Raw genomic sequence first — 16,784 nt, 5'->3', positions numbered from 1 at the left:
TTCGTGTTATCTTTTGCTAGTTTAGGCATTCTAACCTGTAGAACACTATTTTTGTAAGATGCATATGTTCTTGTTTTACCTCATTTGTTCGAGTAGTGGATCTACTAATACTTAGTATAGCTTTTACCTGCTATTTATAAAGGGTAGAGGATTTTTCTATGTGAATCATTCATCATCATTAAGATTAAACATTGCGCTATTATCTATATTGTTTAGAATGGTTTTTTTATCTAATTCATTAGGTGTAGTTTCGGATATTTCGTTACCTCTTTCTGCAATTCGAGAATTACCATTCTTACTTGGTATTTTCTCTTTTTCAGGAGCTTGATCTGACATAACAGTCACTTCCTACATATATTATTTGAATTGAAATATAAGAAGTATGAGGAAAGATAAAGAAGTAAAAATCAGTGCTAAAATAAATGTTCAGTTAGTTCTATTTACTAAAAGGGACCATCGCTTATTAATGTTCCTAATTGTTAGGTTTAACAATTCCCTACATGTTGAGTTACCGATGCCCCAATACTTCCACCATGGTTTGCATAATTATGTGCATCTGCTAAGGATTGAGCTTCTGTTCTAGTTGCATAACATCTAGACCTCCAATGTGGTGCACAAGAAGTACAATATGCTACAAATGAAGTTAATACTCTAGGTTCAACTACAGTTGATTGTTCAATTTGTTCATTTGAATTATTTATTTCCATGCTAATACACCTCCCAATTATATTGTGTGACTTTATGCATATAAAATAACAGGTAGTATGTGTGAATCACTAACATTCTGTAAAGTTGATATAAAGCTTTGTCTATTATCGCAACCCATTAGTTCAGAACCATCTTAACAATTTTTAGCCCTAGCACCACCATTAAAAGTCATAGTAAGACTCTTACATGTTCCAGATAGTATTTCTCGTCAAGCAAGTCATGTTGTTCCATTGTATACGTAACGACTAATTATTTATTCGTTTCTGCACATCTGCATAACTCCAAGATAAACTTCTGATTATCTTTTGAATTTTTTGCTCATATTTTTAAATATTAATCCTTCTTAAAAGGTCCCTTTATTAAGAAGGTAACTTTTTTGGATTTCTACCGATGAGAGACATGATTTTAATTAAGGTTGAACAGATAAATACGGATTAAACTTACCTATATCATTTTTTGTTATTACTTACTCTAACAAGAAGAACAGATATTTTTTACAAGCTGTATAAATAAGGAGGTTTTAGTGAGTACTGCCTCTCATAAAGTGTTTTTTTTATCCTATACTAAATAGGCACGAACTTTTAAAAGGGGTGTTAGGTAAATGGCAAAACGTACAAAAAAGAACGATGCTGATCAAAAAAATAAAAAAGGTTTTGATTCAGCAGTAATTAATTCTGAGTTCAGCCATGAATTCGGAAGTGCTGCAGCAAATAAAATCCATAAGGATAAAGCCAAGAAAGAAAGAGCTTCTAAAAATAGTGGACAGTGTAGAGGCGGTCTATAAAATAAAATTCCAATCAAGAGAAGGCATTAGCCTTCTCTTTCTTAGTTTAATCTTGCTCTAATACTTGAGAGATGCAACTTACAATACTGTTACCACTTACTCTTAATACTTTATATCCCTGTTTTTTCAAATAGGCATTTAGATTAACAGCATAAAGTAGCAATTCTTTAGGAATTCCGTTAGTTTTTAATTTAAATATTATTTGCATTAGAAAACAATATTTAAATACCAAAAATAGTTAATTTCATAGATGTTGACTTCCACGAAATTATGAAGTAAGATAGTTTTTGTAGCTAGTAAAACCAAAATGAATCACTTAATTGCTAGCACCATTTTCACACGCGGGTGTGGCGGAATTGGCAGACGCGCTAGACTTAGGATCTAGTGTCTTATGACGTGGGGGTTCAAGTCCCTTCACCCGCATTTTTCATTTCATATATGTGCGGAAGTAGTTCAGTGGTAGAACACCACCTTGCCAAGGTGGGGGTCGCGAGTTCGAACCTCGTCTTCCGCTCCATAATTATTGGCGGCATAGCCAAGTGGTAAGGCCAAGGTCTGCAAAACCTTTATCACCGGTTCAAATCCGGTTGCCGCCTCCACATTCTAATCGAGAACTTAGAAAGGACCTTTAGCTCAGCTGGTTAGAGCAGACGGCTCATAACCGTCCGGTCGTAGGTTCGAGTCCTACAAGGTCCACCATTGAACCTGAAATACGGAGGAATACCCAAGTCTGGCTGAAGGGATCGGTCTTGAAAACCGACAGGGGTGTCAAAGCCCGCGGGGGTTCGAATCCCTCTTCCTCTTCCATTATATCTTTATTATTATCGCGGGGTGGAGCAGTCTGGTAGCTCGTCGGGCTCATAACCCGAAGGTCGCAGGTTCAAATCCTGTCCCCGCAACCATTTTTATTGGGCTATAGCCAAGTGGTAAGGCAACGGACTTTGACTCCGTCATTCGTTGGTTCGAATCCAGCTAGCCCAGTCATTCATGTTAACTAAGAAAAGGCTCTACCATTTTTAAGTGGTAGAGCTTTTTTGTATATATTTCGATTTCATTTTACTCTTTATACAATTTGCAACATACGATTCATTATGATATTGCTCCTGATCCTTATTAACTTCTACTTTGTTAATCGAGCATATTTTTATCTCTTGTCCATTTCATGAAAAAGATAAGCCATTAGGCCAACCCCTAACATATAAAAACCCATTACTTCTTACATAATCAGCTACCCCTTACCTACTGCGGTAAGGGTTCTTTTTTATTTTTCGATTGGACAGGCAAGCTTACTGCAGTAGCTACATAGTATCTAAAGAATCTTAACTTCATTATCTACTTAGTATCTAGTTCAATATCGCTACCGCGTTAATACAAGCTCTATGTGCGTAATGACGCCCTTCATGGAACCTGTAAGGGAGCTGAGCCGAAGAGGCGAAGGGGGCGACAGGATGCGTTGAGCTGAAATAACAGGAACGTAAAAGGCCCAAAAATAAAATGATTGAAAGAAGGTACCAGCATGAGAAGAACAAAAGGAGTTACCTTTCCAAAAATCTTTCCTCCACCTCACAAACCACCTCTCACGAGATCTCGTCCCTTCAAGGCTTATTCCTTTGTCCCATTTAGTCCATTAGCCATGCTTGACCCCACTATTCTGACCATAGGAGGCATTGTCTTAGGAATCGCTATTATCGAACGAATATTAGAACGATGGGGTGTCATCGATCTCTCTGACCAGTTTGCGAAAGTGATGCGGTTTATCCTGCCTGTCACCTTTTATGGGGCCTTATTTTACTTTTTTGCGACCTTTATGTTTTAAGGAGGAATGTTGATGTTTGAGAAACTCAAATTGCGTGGCCAGTTGATTAAGGCGTTTCGTACAGCAGAGATTTATCGGGTCATAAAGCGTGGGGATCGTACCTCCTATCAATTTCCGAAGATCCATCGGATCGATCATCAGATCACCTACACTCGGTATGCTTTTTCCTTACTGAATGGCATTGATCCTGAACTTCTAAATAAAAAAAGATGGGCCTTACGACAAGTATTAGGCAGCAATATTGAAATAAACGGCAGCTTAAAGAACTTTAGTATTACCGTTCATCACAAAAGCCTACCTAAGATGCTCCATTATAATTATAAAGTCATTCATCCTCATATTGAGAAAATGGAGCTTCCGGTATGCATTGGTCAAGATATCTATGGAAACCCTGTTTCATGGGATTTTGCGGATTTAGAAACGTTACTGATTTCTGGCGAAATTGGAGCTGGAAAAAGCAGTCTCATGCGTGTGATCCTCACAACCTGGATAAAGTACACCTCCCCTAAAGACTTACGCTTAGTGTTAGTCGATCTCAAACGAGCTGATTTAGGGCTGTTTCATGGGATTGAGCATGTGGATGCGCTTTGCTTTGAGGCCAAGGAGATGAGAAAACCTTTTGCTTTATTACGAGCTGAAATGTATCGAAGAGGCGATTTATTGTTAGAGCATGGCGTCACACATATCAGCAGGCTTCCTTTTAAGCTACCTCGTATCGTTGTGGTAATTGATGAAATTCCATCGTGAAGAGAGAAACGGATCTCGTAGAGATGATTCAACAGTTTGCGAGTCAAGGCCGTGCCCTGGGTGTTCACACTATTATCGCGATGCAGCGTCCTGACGCTGATTTGTTGAATTCAGCACTAAAAGCAAACTTACGGGTTCGGATCTCTGGAAGGCAGGCCGATGCAATAAATGCGAAAGTAGCCGGAGTAATTGGCGCAGAAGAAATTGATGCTGCAGCTAGGGGGCGCATGAAAATTAAAATTGATGAGGTCAAAGAGTTTCAAGCTTATTTCTTAGATGAAGGAGCTTGTAAGGAAATACTTTCGCCTTATAAAACGCTCGTGAAAGATCCTGAACCAGAACTAGAAGTAGTATCACAGTCCATCTTTGGGTTATTAGAGAAGGAGGAGCAGCGATGAGTTTCCGTTTATCTCAACGTGATAAAGACATCATAGCGTTTATTAACCAGTTTAGAGCTGTGGATCGAGACTCATTAGTTGACCTATTCTTTAAACAGCTTAAATCGCCCGTAAATGCATGTAATAGCGTGATGGTACGTTTATATCGGTTAGGACTAATTGAACGCACACAGCAGTATTCTCCTACGGTCTACTTACCTGTAGATGCCAAAATTAAAAAGAACTCGCAGAAAATACTACATTTCCTTTCGATTCTAGATGTCTATAAACAAATGTGGACGTATAGCGCGCCTAAACAGGTCATTGTGGAGGATAAACCTACTGGACGAAAAGGAGGCATCGAACCAGATTTGTTTTGTATCTTTAAAGGGTCCCCTTTTTGGATTGAAATTCAAAGAAATCAATATTCGGAGCAGAAAATGCAGGATAAGATTAATTTATACGAGGAGTTGTTCTTTTCAGATGAGTGGAAAGCATTACATTGGCAGCCAGAAGATCGACCAGCACTCTTCCCTTCCGTCATTTTGATTACACCTGTTCGGTACGCCGTATCTTCTGACCACATCCGCCTTATACAAGTGGGAAGCATTCATGAATTAATGGAGAAGTATAAAAGTTCTGGGAAACACCAAAAAGAAGGAAGACCAAGAACCCCAGCGTCGTCTGGTGAAATTAAAATTAATCTCACGTAATCACAAATAACATAAAAAGCTGCCTCAACACAGGGAATGAGGCAGTTTTTCTAATTTCACACTCGTTGAAATGTGAATGTTACAGCAATTAAATAATACCAAATTTATGTAAAATTTTCTATATTTTTTATGGAGATTACAAAAAGAAAATGACTATTCAAACCCTTTTCCCTGGGTTTCAACCCTTTAAGTACGCATTATTAACGATACCCCACCTTTATTTTATATTGGGTGTTGAAATAGAAGGATAATACATTTATTGTTAAATAGGTTGACGAATTGACACTTTTAGTAAACGGGTGGGAGAGATATTGCACGAGGATAAGGGTGTTTCTTTATAAATAAAAAACAATCGCTTTCTCACCGCATTGGCCTAGCATGAGAAAGCGATCGCTTTTTAGTAAGTGGTGATTAACTTACTAATCGACTTGTAAATTATAAATAATTTGGATAATAAAGTAAAGGTATTTTTGTACCTTTACTTCCATATAAAAAAATACCTCAGCAATAAGCCAGATAGCTTTTTATATGGAATGCTAATTATAAAGTACCAAAATATAACCGCAAGTAAACAATAGCACATTTTTGCCATAAGGACTAATGGTTAGGTGCACTGGCATATGTATAAAAGGTAGTTTTTTTATACATTATCCTCTCGACTGGTGAACGAGAAAAATCAGTCCTATCCAAGATGTATAAGAAACTGTATATCCAATAAAAAACCCTTCTGAGAACCCTTATCTATAAGGGTTCTTTCGCTAGCTTGGTTCCTTTAAGAGTGATTATATTAACTAAAGATGTATAGTATATACAGCGTAAAAAGAGAAGAAACCACCTCAATACTGAGGTAGTTTCTTTTTGATACAATCGTTTAACGAAGGGTTGAAGCTTTTCAGCCTCTTGAGTAGTTTGTGCAATAAATAATATAATATATAGTGAACTTCAAAAGTTAGCTAGAAGATAATAAAAATATTGAACGATTTATTTACCTCATTGTATTTAAAAAGTAATTTCATTCTATGATTCTTCCCTGGATTATAAAACCTTCTATATCGTATTTTTAATAAAGTTGCCCTTGTTCACTAGACATTGTGTGTGAAACTTTCATACAGTTAATTCGTATAGATTATATGAGAGGATACTACGGAGAAGAAAAAAGAAACAAATGTGTTAAAGGATGCGGTTAAATCCTTTGCGTTAGATTTACTGGGAAGAGATTCCTAGTTTAATTTCACAATTTGTAGTGTATAATGAGACTACCTTGTAACAAATTCTTTTTTATCACACAGATGCTCCTGGCAGAGCGTCTTTTTTATTTACCCCTATATGGAAGCAACCGAAAGCTAGGTCGTTATAAGTCACAAGCCCGACTATGGTGTTGGAATTGATTCATTGGAATCTCCCATTAAGCTGTAACCAATAAGGGCGATTTTTATAAATTCACCGAACTTTCAACCTTCACCGATTTCATACTCTCATAGGTCTCTTCTTTTACTTTTTTTAATGCTTTTTCAACTCCTATAGACTAACTCATTACTCCTCTTGATTTCTTTATGAGAGCTTTAGAAGCTCCTACAAGAGTGTTGTTTTAATAACCGATTCGTTTGAAACCCACTCCTGTTGTTACATTGGCTTGCTTAGCCCTTTTGAGATATTTTTTATTTAGGATGATGTTAAGTATATTCGATGTAATTCTGTGATTTGACCGACCATGATTTCCATTTTTATCTCTCCCTCAAAAGACTTTTTCTTGGTTTTAGCCATCTAATTAATTCTTTTCTAAATGAGCTATCGCAATAATATTTTTTCACAACATACAATTCGATTATTTTACATTAGTGGTATAATAAGATAACCTTTTAATTTTTTTGCAAACATTCCATATATAAGTATATAATGTAATCTTTAGTACATAGCGCAAGGAGTAACATAATGAATAAACGAACTAAGAATGAACGATCATATGGATGTTTTGTAAGTTTTATACTTTTATATATTGTAGTGGGTTTAATATACATTACAATTACCAACTTATAACGAAAGGTTCGTTGAAACTTTTTGTCTCTTAACAGTTTCTTTTCTTGAAATTTCCCTCTCCTAATTATTATCAAAAGATTCTCTTCCCTCCCTCACTCGCTTATTTACCTTATTTTTTAATCTCAACTTAGGAGATTTAAATTATGTCCGAAGGCAATTGAAAATAAAAGTTTTATTATTTCTGGTATTAGGGAGGACAAGGAGGATATGAGCAAAAATATATTTAATAATGGAGAAATAGTAATTATAAGAGTATCTAATGAATTAATTACAACCTTAAAAAGTCATTATGTAAAAAACATGAAAAGATACTCTTATCCAGTCGATAAATACCCAAGTACTTTTTACTTTGAAGAAGAATTAATGAAACGTGGATAACAATTACTATTGAATAAGTTTTGGTAAAAAGAACTTTTAAAATAAAAACAGACTCTGAGGAAAGAGTCTGTTTTTACTATGGTTTTTATGCTTTACGTACGTTTGTCGCTTGTGGGCCACGTTGCCCTTGTTCGATATCAAAAGTCACATCTTGACCTTCATCTAAGGATTTAAAACCTTCCCCTTGAATAGCTGAGAAGTGAACAAACACATCTTCCCCATCTTCACGCTCGATAAATCCAAAACCTTTGTCAGCATTAAACCATTTCACTTTACCATGTTCCATTTTGTTGCCTCCTACAATATAGAAAATAAACCAGATTATGATTAAACCTAGCTTATTTATTATATTATCCCAATAAAGGCACCTTAAACTTAAATTAAATGGATCTTTCTAAGGTTCTTTATCATTACTAACTCCCCTAAAAGATTATTAGGAAATGACTATATGCATAATCTGAATTTTTTTGTAAATAAAGAAAACAAAGTAAGACTGTCGTTCAGTACATCTATGATGTAGGTTATTTAATAGAAATCATTTTTTCTCATATTCCAAAGGTAATGGGGAGAAATCATTTTTTGTAACTATTTGTTTAAAACCTACATTCCTATCCTCTCTTTTTTCTAATAAATCTATAATTTCTTTACATAAATGAATTCCCTTATTCAATAATTCAATTTCTTGTGACATTCGATTTGCTCCCCCTTGAATGTATTTATAAAAGATATTACGTAAACTGAAAAAAGTCTTTGAAATGGTATAATCGTATCGTTATGAAAGGATTAGATTGAAGGGGCAGAGCATATATCCAGCAGCAAAGGCAAATAAATATTTAATTTATAAACTTATATCACTTTCTGAAAATCAAAACAAGGAACCTTTCTTTTCTATGTATGTGATAAGAAAAAGCTATTTGGAATAATCCTAGAACTTTTCTATCCATTGTAGTTACGCGAGGTTATTTAACATCTTATTTTAATTCCTTTCCTGCCTTAGAGGAGGCTATTCTTGAAACAGGAATCAGCGTTGTATCACCCGTTTGAAAATGTGACCTGTTCGTTTTGTACGCTTTCGAACTTCAAATATACGGAAGCTAATTAATTGGATTTTTTCTTCTTTGGCACGTTCTGCAGTAATTATTCTGAATACTACATTCACAGCTTTTGTAGAGTTCCTCTGTGTTAAATCTGCTTCTATTGCAATGGCTGTGATTAGTTTCATTTCATTCATAGTCAAACACTTCATTTCATTTGTTTAAGCAATTACATTTATATTAGGGGAATAACCTAGCTTTTATGAATTTGGTCTTTTATAAGATTAGATATAAGTAGGTAAATACCTTTTTTCAGTTGATGAATATAAAAACAACAAAAACCTTTACGTAGGGAACTCTTCTTACCGATAAAATCCATTATGTTAACTAAGGTTGTATAGCATATACAACTTAAAATAGAAAAACCTACTGCTCCTGAACAGTAGATTTTTCTTTTAGACTATTCATAGTACACAATGAAGAATTGAGAATGAACATCTCTCCATCTTTTCAATAGTGTGTTCAATTAGGATATAAATCATTCACATAAATGTTTCACCAGTTACGAAACATTTATGTATAGAAAATGATATATCTCGTATCAAAAGCAGGCTTAATCCTGCACTTATAGCCTTTAAAGCTATCCTATAGTTAAGAAGTACGTATTAGTTTTGTGAGGGCTCTTGATGCAAATTATGAAACTGTTGAACAGCTTCCGTCATAGATGGTGTATTCAACATCTTTAAGATATTTCTTCTTTGATTCTTAATCGTGCACTCTCCTTTATGGAGAATGTCTTGTATTTCTAAAATAGAATGACCATCAATAGCCAGAGCAAAGGCTTCTTGTTTTGCCTTAGTTAGTTGTTTCATAAATACTTTCTCTTTCAAGACTTTTCATCCTTCTTCTACACTCTCCGGCCGAGCAACTTCATCATCTAAATCAGAAGCTACGCGTAAGATATTTTCAATACCCATTAGTAGTTTTTCATTTTGATCCATGATAAGACCCTCCTATTTTTTAAGGGCAACCCATGTTATAATAAAAGTCCTTACGAGTTCTACATGGGGTGCTTTCCCGGCAGGGAAAGTGCCCTTTTATTATTTAGTTTGGACTTGCATTATTTATAATAAAATTTGATTAAAAATCCTGTAGATAACAGGATTTTTTTGTTCGATAATAAGACTATTTTATTGAACAAGAAGCGACATAGAAACAAAACTAGTGGTTTTAATTTACCTTACGAATTCTGTTCTATTATTGCTATACTAAGATTCGGTGAGTTTTTAACAGACTTAAATGTTCATCATGAAGAAGGAGAGAATTGAATGGTTACAACAGAAATCCAAAAAAAGTTTGCTGCAAAAGATTTAGAAACTGATACAACAATTGTTGAACAACTAGCGTATTATCGAATATTAGCCCCACTAGAAGTGAAATCCCTCTTATCTCATCTTAATTCAAGTGTAAAGAAGTCTATTTCCCTCGATTTTAAAAAATTGAAAAAGGAAGATTTAGAGCCTTTATGTCACACATTTGTAGAAGATGTAGACAAACAGCAAAAGCGTTTTATTGAAGTATCCGAAAAAAAAGGATCTACTCCTTACAAAGTAGATTTTGTTGACATGCAAAAGGAAGATTTTAATTTATTTGAAGGGATGATCCACGTATATGGTATCCCAGACGACGGTATTAGGTTACCAGTGGAGAAAGCTAAGTCAGATGAGTTAAAAATTAGAAAAAAAGAAGTGGTTTATATGAACAGTGAATCCACCCTTGTTACTTACCAAATCATTAAAACAGAGAAAGGATTCAAGGTCGTTATAGAAGATACTTTAACATTGGATTTTGATAGGAGAAAGAAATCTGGTCTATTCCATCTAGAAAGAGTAAAAAGTCTTGGTTCCTATATGAAATGTTTACGATTATTAAACTATTACATACAGCGCAATAAGTTTCCTTTTCAATCCTTACAGTTATCTGGTGGAACATTAAATGTAAGGGGACACCTTCAACAAATTGAGGAAGAGATTGAATCTTACAAAGAACTGATAGATATTTGCACTCAAATTGGAATAAATGAAGATTATATATTTCATGATAAAGAAGATTTACCTTCCCTATTCAATGCTATAATCAATATCTTTAAAAATAAACAATATAGCTTATTAAATATTCATCAAGAAAAACTAGAAAAACCGGAGATAATCAATATTGAACTTTCCAAATATGTGAAACTAGCATTAGTGTATACAGACGGATGTTTCCTTAACCTTTATAGTGAAGAAGCATTAAAAATAACGGGGAGAGATTCGTCTATAACAGATGTAGCTAGTAACCATGGGCAGGATAATGTTGAGCCTGTTATGTTACCTGATAATAAGGAAAATTATGACCAAAAAGTAAGCATTTTCGCTTCTCGGAAAATTGAAGAAATGGTGAAAGATACAAACTTTGATTTCGAAATAGTAAAATTGTCTTTTGCCGATGAACATCATGATATACAAGCTGACTTGACAATTACTAGTTCTTTAGGCTATATAGATTTTTATGATAAAACCCTGGATGATAATTATTTAGAACTCGCTCTTAATCTAAACCAACGATACTTAGCTGAGTTTCCAGAAGATGATATTGCAAAGGTTAATATTTATCTCATTAAACTCACACAAGGCCATGAATTATCCGAAGATGAACAAAATGATCTTTACGACATAAAAGCAAGAGCAGAAATGAATAAAGAGCAAACAATATGTTTTGCATGTGAAGTTTTGTTGAAAAATAAAGTAAAAGCGAAGAGAATATTTGCTACTCTTCCTGGTGAGGAAAAAGAAGAAATCATGGAATTCCCAATCTACCGTTTTTATCAAAACTTAGAGTAGTATGTTCATTTTCTTCTGTATATAGATTGCTAGTAAACTTTTGTAAAAGCTCCTTTTTAAAAAGCTTTTGTCCTTAGTACAATAAATAAGCCCTATTTGCCTATGATAGGGCTTATAAATTAAAAAAGTCCTCTACTTTAACCTTTGAATCAAGTTTTTTTAAGATATTCATTACTTTTTTTATGGTCGATCCTGATGGGATATAATTTGAATCATTATAAATTTTACTGACTGTATGTCTATTTAAATTAGTTGCTTTCACTAATTTGGTTTGAGTATAGCCCTTGCCTATTAGGTATTTTCCTAATTTACTTTTTTTGGTTATTTTAGGCATACTAACACACTCCTTTTTATAAAGGATGGACGCATTTAAAGAAAACTATACATTTTTGTATAAAAAAACAGGCAAAAATCTTAATCTACAACATATAATAAACTACAAAACAAAAAGTATATAAATATTGCTTATGCAGAGTTAGAATAATGTCGATATTTTTGTCATAATCATATAGCATGAATACAGTTAAGACCGCCTTATACACTGATACATAATGGGCGGTCTTTGTTATAGATATTCTTTGAAATTGAACTTTACACAAAAAAACCTTTTCCTGTAGGTAGAGGAAAAGATTTTTTTGTGTAAATATTAGATAAATAGATAACACCATTCTAGCAAATCATTTTTCAAAAAAGGTTTTTAACCACTTATAAAAACTCCTCTTTTGTTGTTGAGCTTTTTTTAACGCCCGAATTTCGCGAGCCATTGAAATTAATTGACGTTCGCGTTCTTCAAATTTTGCATCGATATAGCTTTGTATCTCTTTCATCTGTGCTTCGAGTGGTTCTAAGGTAAGGGTTTGTTTTTTGTTAGAAATGGGACTCGGAGTATCTGGAACTAAGTTGAATTTTTTTGCAACGGTTATAACGGCTTTTTCTAAGGTCATTTCGGGATGGGCATACATTTTTTTTAGTTCATGAAAGATGGTAACGTCGTCATTTGTATAAGCTAATCTACCTTGGTTTTTAGTAAACTGCACACCGATTTTGGCAAAATGGAAGTTGTATTTTCGTATAGTTGCTATAGGCAAACCAAGTATATCGGCTAATTCTTCGGTGGTATATGCTGCTTCTGCGGTTATGACTCTCAACATATGATCACCTCCTCCTATCAAGAGAACTATTCTAGGTATATACATAAAAACCTTCAAATAATAAGAGGAACATATTTGGTGTTTTGTCATTTTTTCGTTAATGTATCAAGGAACAGTTTGAGTTGAAGGTAGGATAGTACGTTCACCTATTTATTTCATGAATTAAATAGGTGCCATACTTCCTCCTTGCAATGGTCTCTTCTGCTTTAGCTTCCTTCTGTAACCACTTTTCATCTTCGTTCGCATTTTTTCAATTCATGTTTTATTGTTAATAATTCACAGACTAGTATTCTCATAGCCATGGAATAATCCAAGTCCTCGATATTAGGTTTCTCTTTTTTATCTTGAGTCAGGATATTCTCCCTCTACATCACTCCACTTTCACTTTATTTACTTTTGATATTCATAGACAACAGGAACTTGATCCATTTTCACCGTTTTGGCCACAACATAACGACGGTATCCATCTTTTAAGATCTTTGACCCTTTTTCAATCGTCAACGGCTCATCTAAGCGCCCTGTACGCTTCACAAAATCGATAACCTTTTGCGTTTTTTCAGCGTTTGGGCGTGTCTTTAAGAACTCTTCAGGTACGATGATATCATCGAAGTTCATGAGATCCTGTGTTCCTTTAGGTTGATTCGGTAGTTCCTTCTTTGATGACGCAGCCTTTTTCTCTTGAACAGGTGTCTTTTTTGCTTCTGGCTGTATCATTTCAGTTTCCTTCTTCTGTTCTTTTGCTACAGGTTGAGAAACAGCTGCTTGTTCTTCTTCCTGTTTAGTAGATTCCGAGTTCTTTTGTGCTTGAGAAGGCGCAGAAGCTTCTTGTTTAGGTTCTTTTTTCGCATCCGACTCATTCTTCTCTTTGTCGTTTTTATTCGGTAGAACGGTAATTTGGAAACAGATCACCCCTACCTCACCAGGGCATTCATCAATCGGAATATCTAAAGTTGGTTCCCCTTGAATTAAGATTTTTTCATGCATAATACTCTTTTTTGTTAGTCCCGTTTTATTAAATGCTTTCTTCGCAACAAACACCGTATACGAAATAAAGGTACTCTTCTTTAATCCTTTAGGCGCAGATGGTGACCCTTTTTCACGCATATCAAAGGCAACGTAGCGATCATATTCTCGTAGTGGTCCTGTGGCTGATCCGGTTAAGGTAATTTTATGTGGCATAATAGTCTCCTCCTGCGTAGATTTTTAGTTGTTGTTTATTTAGAACACAGTTCTAAATAAACATAATCTATTAAAACATCAGCTTCTAAGAGATTTCTAGTTTTTTGATTAGGAAGCTGTGTCTTTTAACTGGTTATGTTGACGCAAACATTCTTGTTCCTCTGGCGTTAAAGCTTGTCCTAAGTCATGTTTTACCTGAGTTATCTCCAACAAGCTATACGTGGAGCTGTGCTCCTCTAGCAAGTCCTCTTCTTCTGGTGTTAGCTCTTGTCCTAAATCTTGCTTTAACTGAATCATTTCAAGCTGTTTATCCAAAGACACTTCTTCCTTTTGGGTACCCTTTTCTTGGTCCTGTTCAGCTTTTAACCAATCAGGAACCATTTCTTTACGGATAATATGTTTTGGTGCAGCTAATGTTGTTTCTTTGCTTTCGTTATGTATAACTTCTTGTTGATGTGCGTATACTGATGAATAATCCTGCCCTTTAGGGTTTACCAATTCGTAGAATTGATTTTTCGCAATTTGATAGATTAATCGACACATATCCCGTAGGGATAAAGGGTTGCCTTGTTGATTGGCTTCATGCACATATTTATCTAATCCAACAATGGTTGAATACGCAATCTCATGTACTTGCTCTTTCTCAATCTTAATCTCTGTATCTCGTTTTACGGCTTTTGCAGCATTTTGAATACGAGCATAAAAGTCTTGTAGTTGATGACCATATTTACCTGCATAGACTTGATTGACTTTCTTAGGCACACCTTTGATATAAGTGAATGACTGTGAAACAGATATTAAATGATTATTTATATGATTTACAGGTAAATCAAGGTTAATAAAGGCATCAGGTGATTTATCGGCCTCTAAGCTTGGTGTATCAACGTTTTCATCACTTTCTGGATGCGTCACAGGACGTGTCACAGGAGTGGTCATTTCTTCTTGCTGAAGCGTTTGTATACCTGTTGTATCATGAGCAAAAAAGATTTCGTCGCAAATGTGATGAAAGTTCTTATGGCTTTTAAGGATAAATACATAACTATCAGGATGAGTACCTGTTGCATCTTCTTTAATGTAACGTGCCACAAGTACAAACGGAGTCGCTTTTAACGAGCGTACAAAACGAGAAACCGTACTTTTGGAAACATTAAATTTTTTCATAAGCGTTTCAGAACGGATCGCTTGAATGCCCGTAGCCACTAGGTTATAGATGACATGATCGAGCATTTCCATTCTCTTTTTAGGAAATTCTTTATGTATAGCAGATTGTTGTTGTTTAAAGTGGGTACGAAGACTTTCTAAAAACTCTTCTTTCTTTTTCCGAAGGGTGGACTTGTGGGTCCATAACCATTTGAACCGTCCATTGAAGGTGTCTACATCTTTTAAATAGCAGGTTAATATCTTTGTCATTTGTTCATCGTCTCCTTTAAGGAACACAAAAAAGACACTGTTTCCCTGGAAAAAGGAAAACAATGCCTTGATTTTGATGAACTAAGCCCTTGAAATAGATGTCAATTTCATATAAAATAAAAACATAAGTTTTATTTTATAGAAAAACTAAATCTATTAACAAGAGACTTCGACAAGTGTTTTCCCTACCGTAAATAGGGTGAACGGTTTAAGAGTGTTGACAGCACTTCTTAAACAGTTGAAGTCTTTTTTCTATTCCGGTCCTTTTTGTTAGTTTTATTATAGCGTTAACTAGTCTCATAATTCAATAAAAATTAGCAAAATATATAAAAACGAGTATTTTAGGCTAAGCTTTTTCATTTAAATAATAAATAATTTAAAAATTATTTATTATTTAAATGAAAAAAATCTTTCCCTCTACTCTCAATCAGTATGCAAAAGTGTAATTTTTAGTTTCAATAAAAGGGATTTCCTAACTGACATTACTTAAAAGAGGCATTGCCCTTAGTTAAGCTGAATTAACTAAGGGCAATGCCTCTTTCATTTTTTATATTTCACTAAAATTAGGTTAATCATTGATTTTGTTTTATATCATACTCTCTTTCAAGTCGGTCTACTAAGTGTTCACTTATATAATCTTCGATGAAAGCACGTTTTTTATTATGATTTTCTTCCCTTTTAAAACTAAACAGACCAGTTTTCACAGTTGTAGTCCGTTCCTCTTCGGGTAACATACCCCATTCTTCAATTGCTTCTTTTTTTAATTTGTTTCTAATTTTCAATTCGTTTAGACGTTGCTCTTTTTCCAAGATTCTTTGGTTGTTTGTAGTGGTAGATGTTTCAGGGAGCGCCTTTAGTACATCTTGAAATTGAGATAAAATTGTTTGATTTGTTTGTCCACTTTGTTTCATAAATGTTGTTAAAACTTGAACCATAGAATCAATTTTTTCAGTTGCCTCTGCTAATTGTTCTTCTAAATTCACTATTTTCTTCTCAAAAACTGTTTTCATAGGTTCATTTTTTTCTAACATCTCCGATGTTGTTTCTCCATTAAAATGTGAACGGATTTGCTTAATAGAGTAACTATGTTCTTCTTTTAATCTCTTAGCTTCAAGTAACATATCAATCTCTTCTCTTTTGAAACGACGATGACCACCTTGAGTCCGAATTCCTTGAATATTAAAGTCCTCTTGATATCTTCGAATTGTTTGATCAGAAAGCCCAGTAAGTTTTATTACTTCACTTAATTTGAATTCTTCCTCAGTTTGTTTCAAATTAACCCCCTCCTCTTCTCAATTATAATAACAATAAATTTGTTGTTATTATAACAGAACTGACATTAAATTTTGAGAGATTTAATGATGGATTTTGTGTTAGATTTACAGCTTCTTTTGTTATTTTTAATAGAATAGGCAATTCAAAGTTTATTATAACAAAGTTCTTAAGGAGACTAAAGAGATGGAATCTGACTATGAATCTGTAGTAAGTAACTGTTAAGTTTAGGTTTAAGGAGACTAAAGAGATGGAATCTGACTATGAATCTGTAGTAAGTAACTGTTAAGTTTAGG

At 34.3% G+C, this 16,784-nt stretch carries 17 protein-coding genes, 7 tRNA genes and 1 pseudogene; 14 read left to right on the top strand and 11 right to left on the bottom strand.

Features of this window, described 5'->3' with window-relative positions:
• Positions 1-165: 165 nt before the first annotated feature.
• A complete protein-coding gene (locus ACN6NE_RS28360) occupies positions 166-336 on the bottom strand; it encodes a hypothetical protein (protein WP_165351770.1) in 171 nt (56 codons plus the stop codon).
• A 149-nt stretch (positions 337-485) separates the two neighbouring features.
• A complete protein-coding gene (locus ACN6NE_RS28355) occupies positions 486-707 on the bottom strand; it encodes a hypothetical protein (RefSeq protein ID WP_129710659.1) in 222 nt (73 codons plus the stop codon).
• A gap of 602 nt (positions 708-1,309) precedes the next feature.
• On the opposite strand from ACN6NE_RS28355, the gene ACN6NE_RS28350 reads away from it, so the two are divergent.
• The 13 genes from ACN6NE_RS28350 to ACN6NE_RS28290 all read left to right on the top strand — a co-directional run bounded on the left by ACN6NE_RS28350 (position 1,310) and on the right by ACN6NE_RS28290 (position 7,560).
• A complete protein-coding gene (locus tag ACN6NE_RS28350) occupies positions 1,310-1,492 on the top strand; it encodes a hypothetical protein (protein ID WP_129710658.1) in 183 nt (60 codons plus the stop codon).
• 341 nt (positions 1,493-1,833) lie between these two features.
• Positions 1,834-1,915, top strand: a tRNA-Leu gene (locus tag ACN6NE_RS28345).
• 19 nt (positions 1,916-1,934) lie between these two features.
• Positions 1,935-2,009, top strand: a tRNA-Gly gene (locus ACN6NE_RS28340).
• An 8-nt stretch (positions 2,010-2,017) separates the two neighbouring features.
• Positions 2,018-2,091, top strand: a tRNA-Cys gene (locus ACN6NE_RS28335).
• Positions 2,092-2,114: 23 nt separating this feature from the next.
• Positions 2,115-2,191, top strand: a tRNA-Ile gene (locus ACN6NE_RS28330).
• A 15-nt stretch (positions 2,192-2,206) separates the two neighbouring features.
• Positions 2,207-2,299, top strand: a tRNA-Ser gene (locus ACN6NE_RS28325).
• An 18-nt stretch (positions 2,300-2,317) separates the two neighbouring features.
• A tRNA-Met gene (locus tag ACN6NE_RS28320) sits at positions 2,318-2,394 on the top strand.
• A gap of 7 nt (positions 2,395-2,401) precedes the next feature.
• Positions 2,402-2,473: transfer RNA gene (locus ACN6NE_RS28315), tRNA-Gln, on the top strand.
• 535 nt (positions 2,474-3,008) lie between these two features.
• Positions 3,009-3,308 carry a hypothetical protein gene (locus ACN6NE_RS28310; RefSeq protein WP_474328646.1) on the top strand — a complete coding sequence of 100 codons (300 nt, stop codon included), beginning with the start codon at positions 3,009-3,011 and terminating at the stop codon, positions 3,306-3,308.
• Between the two features lie 12 nt (positions 3,309-3,320).
• Positions 3,321-4,055 (top strand): FtsK/SpoIIIE domain-containing protein, encoded by a 735-nt coding sequence (locus ACN6NE_RS28305; protein ID WP_474328644.1) that lies wholly within the window; start codon positions 3,321-3,323, stop codon positions 4,053-4,055.
• Entirely contained in the window at positions 4,052-4,453 is a 402-nt protein-coding gene (locus tag ACN6NE_RS28300; protein WP_474328642.1) for a hypothetical protein, read from the top strand. Before ACN6NE_RS28305 ends, ACN6NE_RS28300 begins: the two co-directional genes overlap by 4 nt.
• On the top strand, positions 4,450-5,145 hold the full coding sequence (locus tag ACN6NE_RS28295; protein ID WP_474328641.1) for a hypothetical protein: 696 nt from the start codon (positions 4,450-4,452) through the stop codon (positions 5,143-5,145). Before ACN6NE_RS28300 ends, ACN6NE_RS28295 begins: the two co-directional genes overlap by 4 nt.
• 2,244 nt (positions 5,146-7,389) lie before the next feature.
• Positions 7,390-7,560 carry a hypothetical protein gene (locus ACN6NE_RS28290; RefSeq protein ID WP_474328639.1) on the top strand — a complete coding sequence of 57 codons (171 nt, stop codon included), beginning with the start codon at positions 7,390-7,392 and terminating at the stop codon, positions 7,558-7,560.
• A gap of 85 nt (positions 7,561-7,645) precedes the next feature.
• Here ACN6NE_RS28290 and ACN6NE_RS28285 read toward each other — a convergent pair whose 3' ends face one another.
• The 4 genes and pseudogenes from ACN6NE_RS28285 to ACN6NE_RS28270 all read right to left on the bottom strand — a co-directional run bounded on the left by ACN6NE_RS28285 (position 7,646) and on the right by ACN6NE_RS28270 (position 9,466).
• Positions 7,646-7,846, bottom strand: a complete 201-nt coding sequence (locus tag ACN6NE_RS28285) for a cold-shock protein (RefSeq protein WP_474328637.1) — start codon at positions 7,844-7,846, stop codon at positions 7,646-7,648.
• A 249-nt stretch (positions 7,847-8,095) separates the two neighbouring features.
• On the bottom strand, positions 8,096-8,251 hold the full coding sequence (locus tag ACN6NE_RS28280; RefSeq protein ID WP_474328635.1) for a hypothetical protein: 156 nt from the start codon (positions 8,249-8,251) through the stop codon (positions 8,096-8,098).
• A 417-nt stretch (positions 8,252-8,668) separates the two neighbouring features.
• Positions 8,669-8,782, bottom strand: a pseudogene (locus ACN6NE_RS28275) (HU family DNA-binding protein); the annotation flags it as partial.
• Between the two features lie 477 nt (positions 8,783-9,259).
• A complete protein-coding gene (locus tag ACN6NE_RS28270; protein WP_240702648.1) occupies positions 9,260-9,466 on the bottom strand; it encodes a helix-turn-helix transcriptional regulator in 207 nt (68 codons plus the stop codon).
• A gap of 456 nt (positions 9,467-9,922) precedes the next feature.
• Here ACN6NE_RS28270 and ACN6NE_RS28265 point away from each other — a divergent pair, with 456 nt between their 5' ends.
• Positions 9,923-11,476: a DUF4365 domain-containing protein gene (locus tag ACN6NE_RS28265; RefSeq protein ID WP_474328633.1), complete on the top strand. Its 1,554-nt coding sequence runs from the start codon at positions 9,923-9,925 to the stop codon at positions 11,474-11,476.
• Between the two features lie 112 nt (positions 11,477-11,588).
• Here the strand turns inward: ACN6NE_RS28265 and ACN6NE_RS28260 are convergent, their stop codons facing one another.
• The 5 genes from ACN6NE_RS28260 to ACN6NE_RS28240 form a co-directional block, all read right to left on the bottom strand.
• The gene (locus ACN6NE_RS28260; protein ID WP_129707770.1) at positions 11,589-11,810 is read right to left on the bottom strand and encodes a helix-turn-helix domain-containing protein; all 222 of its coding nucleotides are present in this window, start codon (positions 11,808-11,810) and stop codon (positions 11,589-11,591) included.
• A gap of 343 nt (positions 11,811-12,153) precedes the next feature.
• Positions 12,154-12,627 (bottom strand): MerR family transcriptional regulator, encoded by a 474-nt coding sequence (locus tag ACN6NE_RS28255; protein ID WP_165351713.1) that lies wholly within the window; start codon positions 12,625-12,627, stop codon positions 12,154-12,156.
• A gap of 390 nt (positions 12,628-13,017) precedes the next feature.
• Positions 13,018-13,806, bottom strand: coding sequence for a ParB N-terminal domain-containing protein (locus ACN6NE_RS28250; RefSeq protein ID WP_474328631.1), 789 nt, complete (start codon positions 13,804-13,806; stop codon positions 13,018-13,020).
• Positions 13,807-13,914: 108 nt separating this feature from the next.
• Complete coding sequence (locus ACN6NE_RS28245; protein ID WP_474328629.1) at positions 13,915-15,216, bottom strand: replication protein; 1,302 nt, start codon at positions 15,214-15,216, stop codon at positions 13,915-13,917.
• A gap of 572 nt (positions 15,217-15,788) precedes the next feature.
• Positions 15,789-16,490 (bottom strand): helix-turn-helix domain-containing protein, encoded by a 702-nt coding sequence (locus tag ACN6NE_RS28240; protein WP_129709734.1) that lies wholly within the window; start codon positions 16,488-16,490, stop codon positions 15,789-15,791.
• Between the last annotated feature and the right edge of the window lie 294 nt (positions 16,491-16,784).

The sequence above is a fragment of the Priestia sp. 53B2 genome (assembly GCF_056099005.1).
The sequence above is the reverse complement of the archived record's forward strand: the minus strand, read 5'-3'. Positions and strand labels throughout refer to the sequence as shown.

What these genes read in the sequence shown, in the direction of transcription:
- ACN6NE_RS28360 (WP_165351770.1), bottom strand. Translation starts at nt 336, where the DNA reads ATGTCAGATCAAGCTCCTGAAAAAGAGAAAATACCAAGTAAGAATGGT.
- ACN6NE_RS28355 (WP_129710659.1), bottom strand. Translation starts at nt 707, where the DNA reads ATGGAAATAAATAATTCAAATGAACAAATTGAACAATCAACTGTAGTT.
- ACN6NE_RS28350 (WP_129710658.1), top strand. Translation starts at nt 1,310, where the DNA reads ATGGCAAAACGTACAAAAAAGAACGATGCTGATCAAAAAAATAAAAAA.
- ACN6NE_RS28310 (WP_474328646.1), top strand. Translation starts at nt 3,009, where the DNA reads ATGAGAAGAACAAAAGGAGTTACCTTTCCAAAAATCTTTCCTCCACCT.
- ACN6NE_RS28305 (WP_474328644.1), top strand. Translation starts at nt 3,321, where the DNA reads ATGTTTGAGAAACTCAAATTGCGTGGCCAGTTGATTAAGGCGTTTCGT.
- ACN6NE_RS28295 (WP_474328641.1), top strand. Translation starts at nt 4,450, where the DNA reads ATGAGTTTCCGTTTATCTCAACGTGATAAAGACATCATAGCGTTTATT.
- ACN6NE_RS28290 (WP_474328639.1), top strand. Translation starts at nt 7,390, where the DNA reads ATGAGCAAAAATATATTTAATAATGGAGAAATAGTAATTATAAGAGTA.
- ACN6NE_RS28285 (WP_474328637.1), bottom strand. Translation starts at nt 7,846, where the DNA reads ATGGAACATGGTAAAGTGAAATGGTTTAATGCTGACAAAGGTTTTGGA.
- ACN6NE_RS28280 (WP_474328635.1), bottom strand. Translation starts at nt 8,251, where the DNA reads ATGTCACAAGAAATTGAATTATTGAATAAGGGAATTCATTTATGTAAA.
- ACN6NE_RS28270 (WP_240702648.1), bottom strand. Translation starts at nt 9,466, where the DNA reads ATGAAACAACTAACTAAGGCAAAACAAGAAGCCTTTGCTCTGGCTATT.
- ACN6NE_RS28265 (WP_474328633.1), top strand. Translation starts at nt 9,923, where the DNA reads ATGGTTACAACAGAAATCCAAAAAAAGTTTGCTGCAAAAGATTTAGAA.
- ACN6NE_RS28260 (WP_129707770.1), bottom strand. Translation starts at nt 11,810, where the DNA reads ATGCCTAAAATAACCAAAAAAAGTAAATTAGGAAAATACCTAATAGGC.
- ACN6NE_RS28255 (WP_165351713.1), bottom strand. Translation starts at nt 12,627, where the DNA reads ATGTTGAGAGTCATAACCGCAGAAGCAGCATATACCACCGAAGAATTA.
- ACN6NE_RS28250 (WP_474328631.1), bottom strand. Translation starts at nt 13,806, where the DNA reads ATGCCACATAAAATTACCTTAACCGGATCAGCCACAGGACCACTACGA.
- ACN6NE_RS28245 (WP_474328629.1), bottom strand. Translation starts at nt 15,216, where the DNA reads ATGACAAAGATATTAACCTGCTATTTAAAAGATGTAGACACCTTCAAT.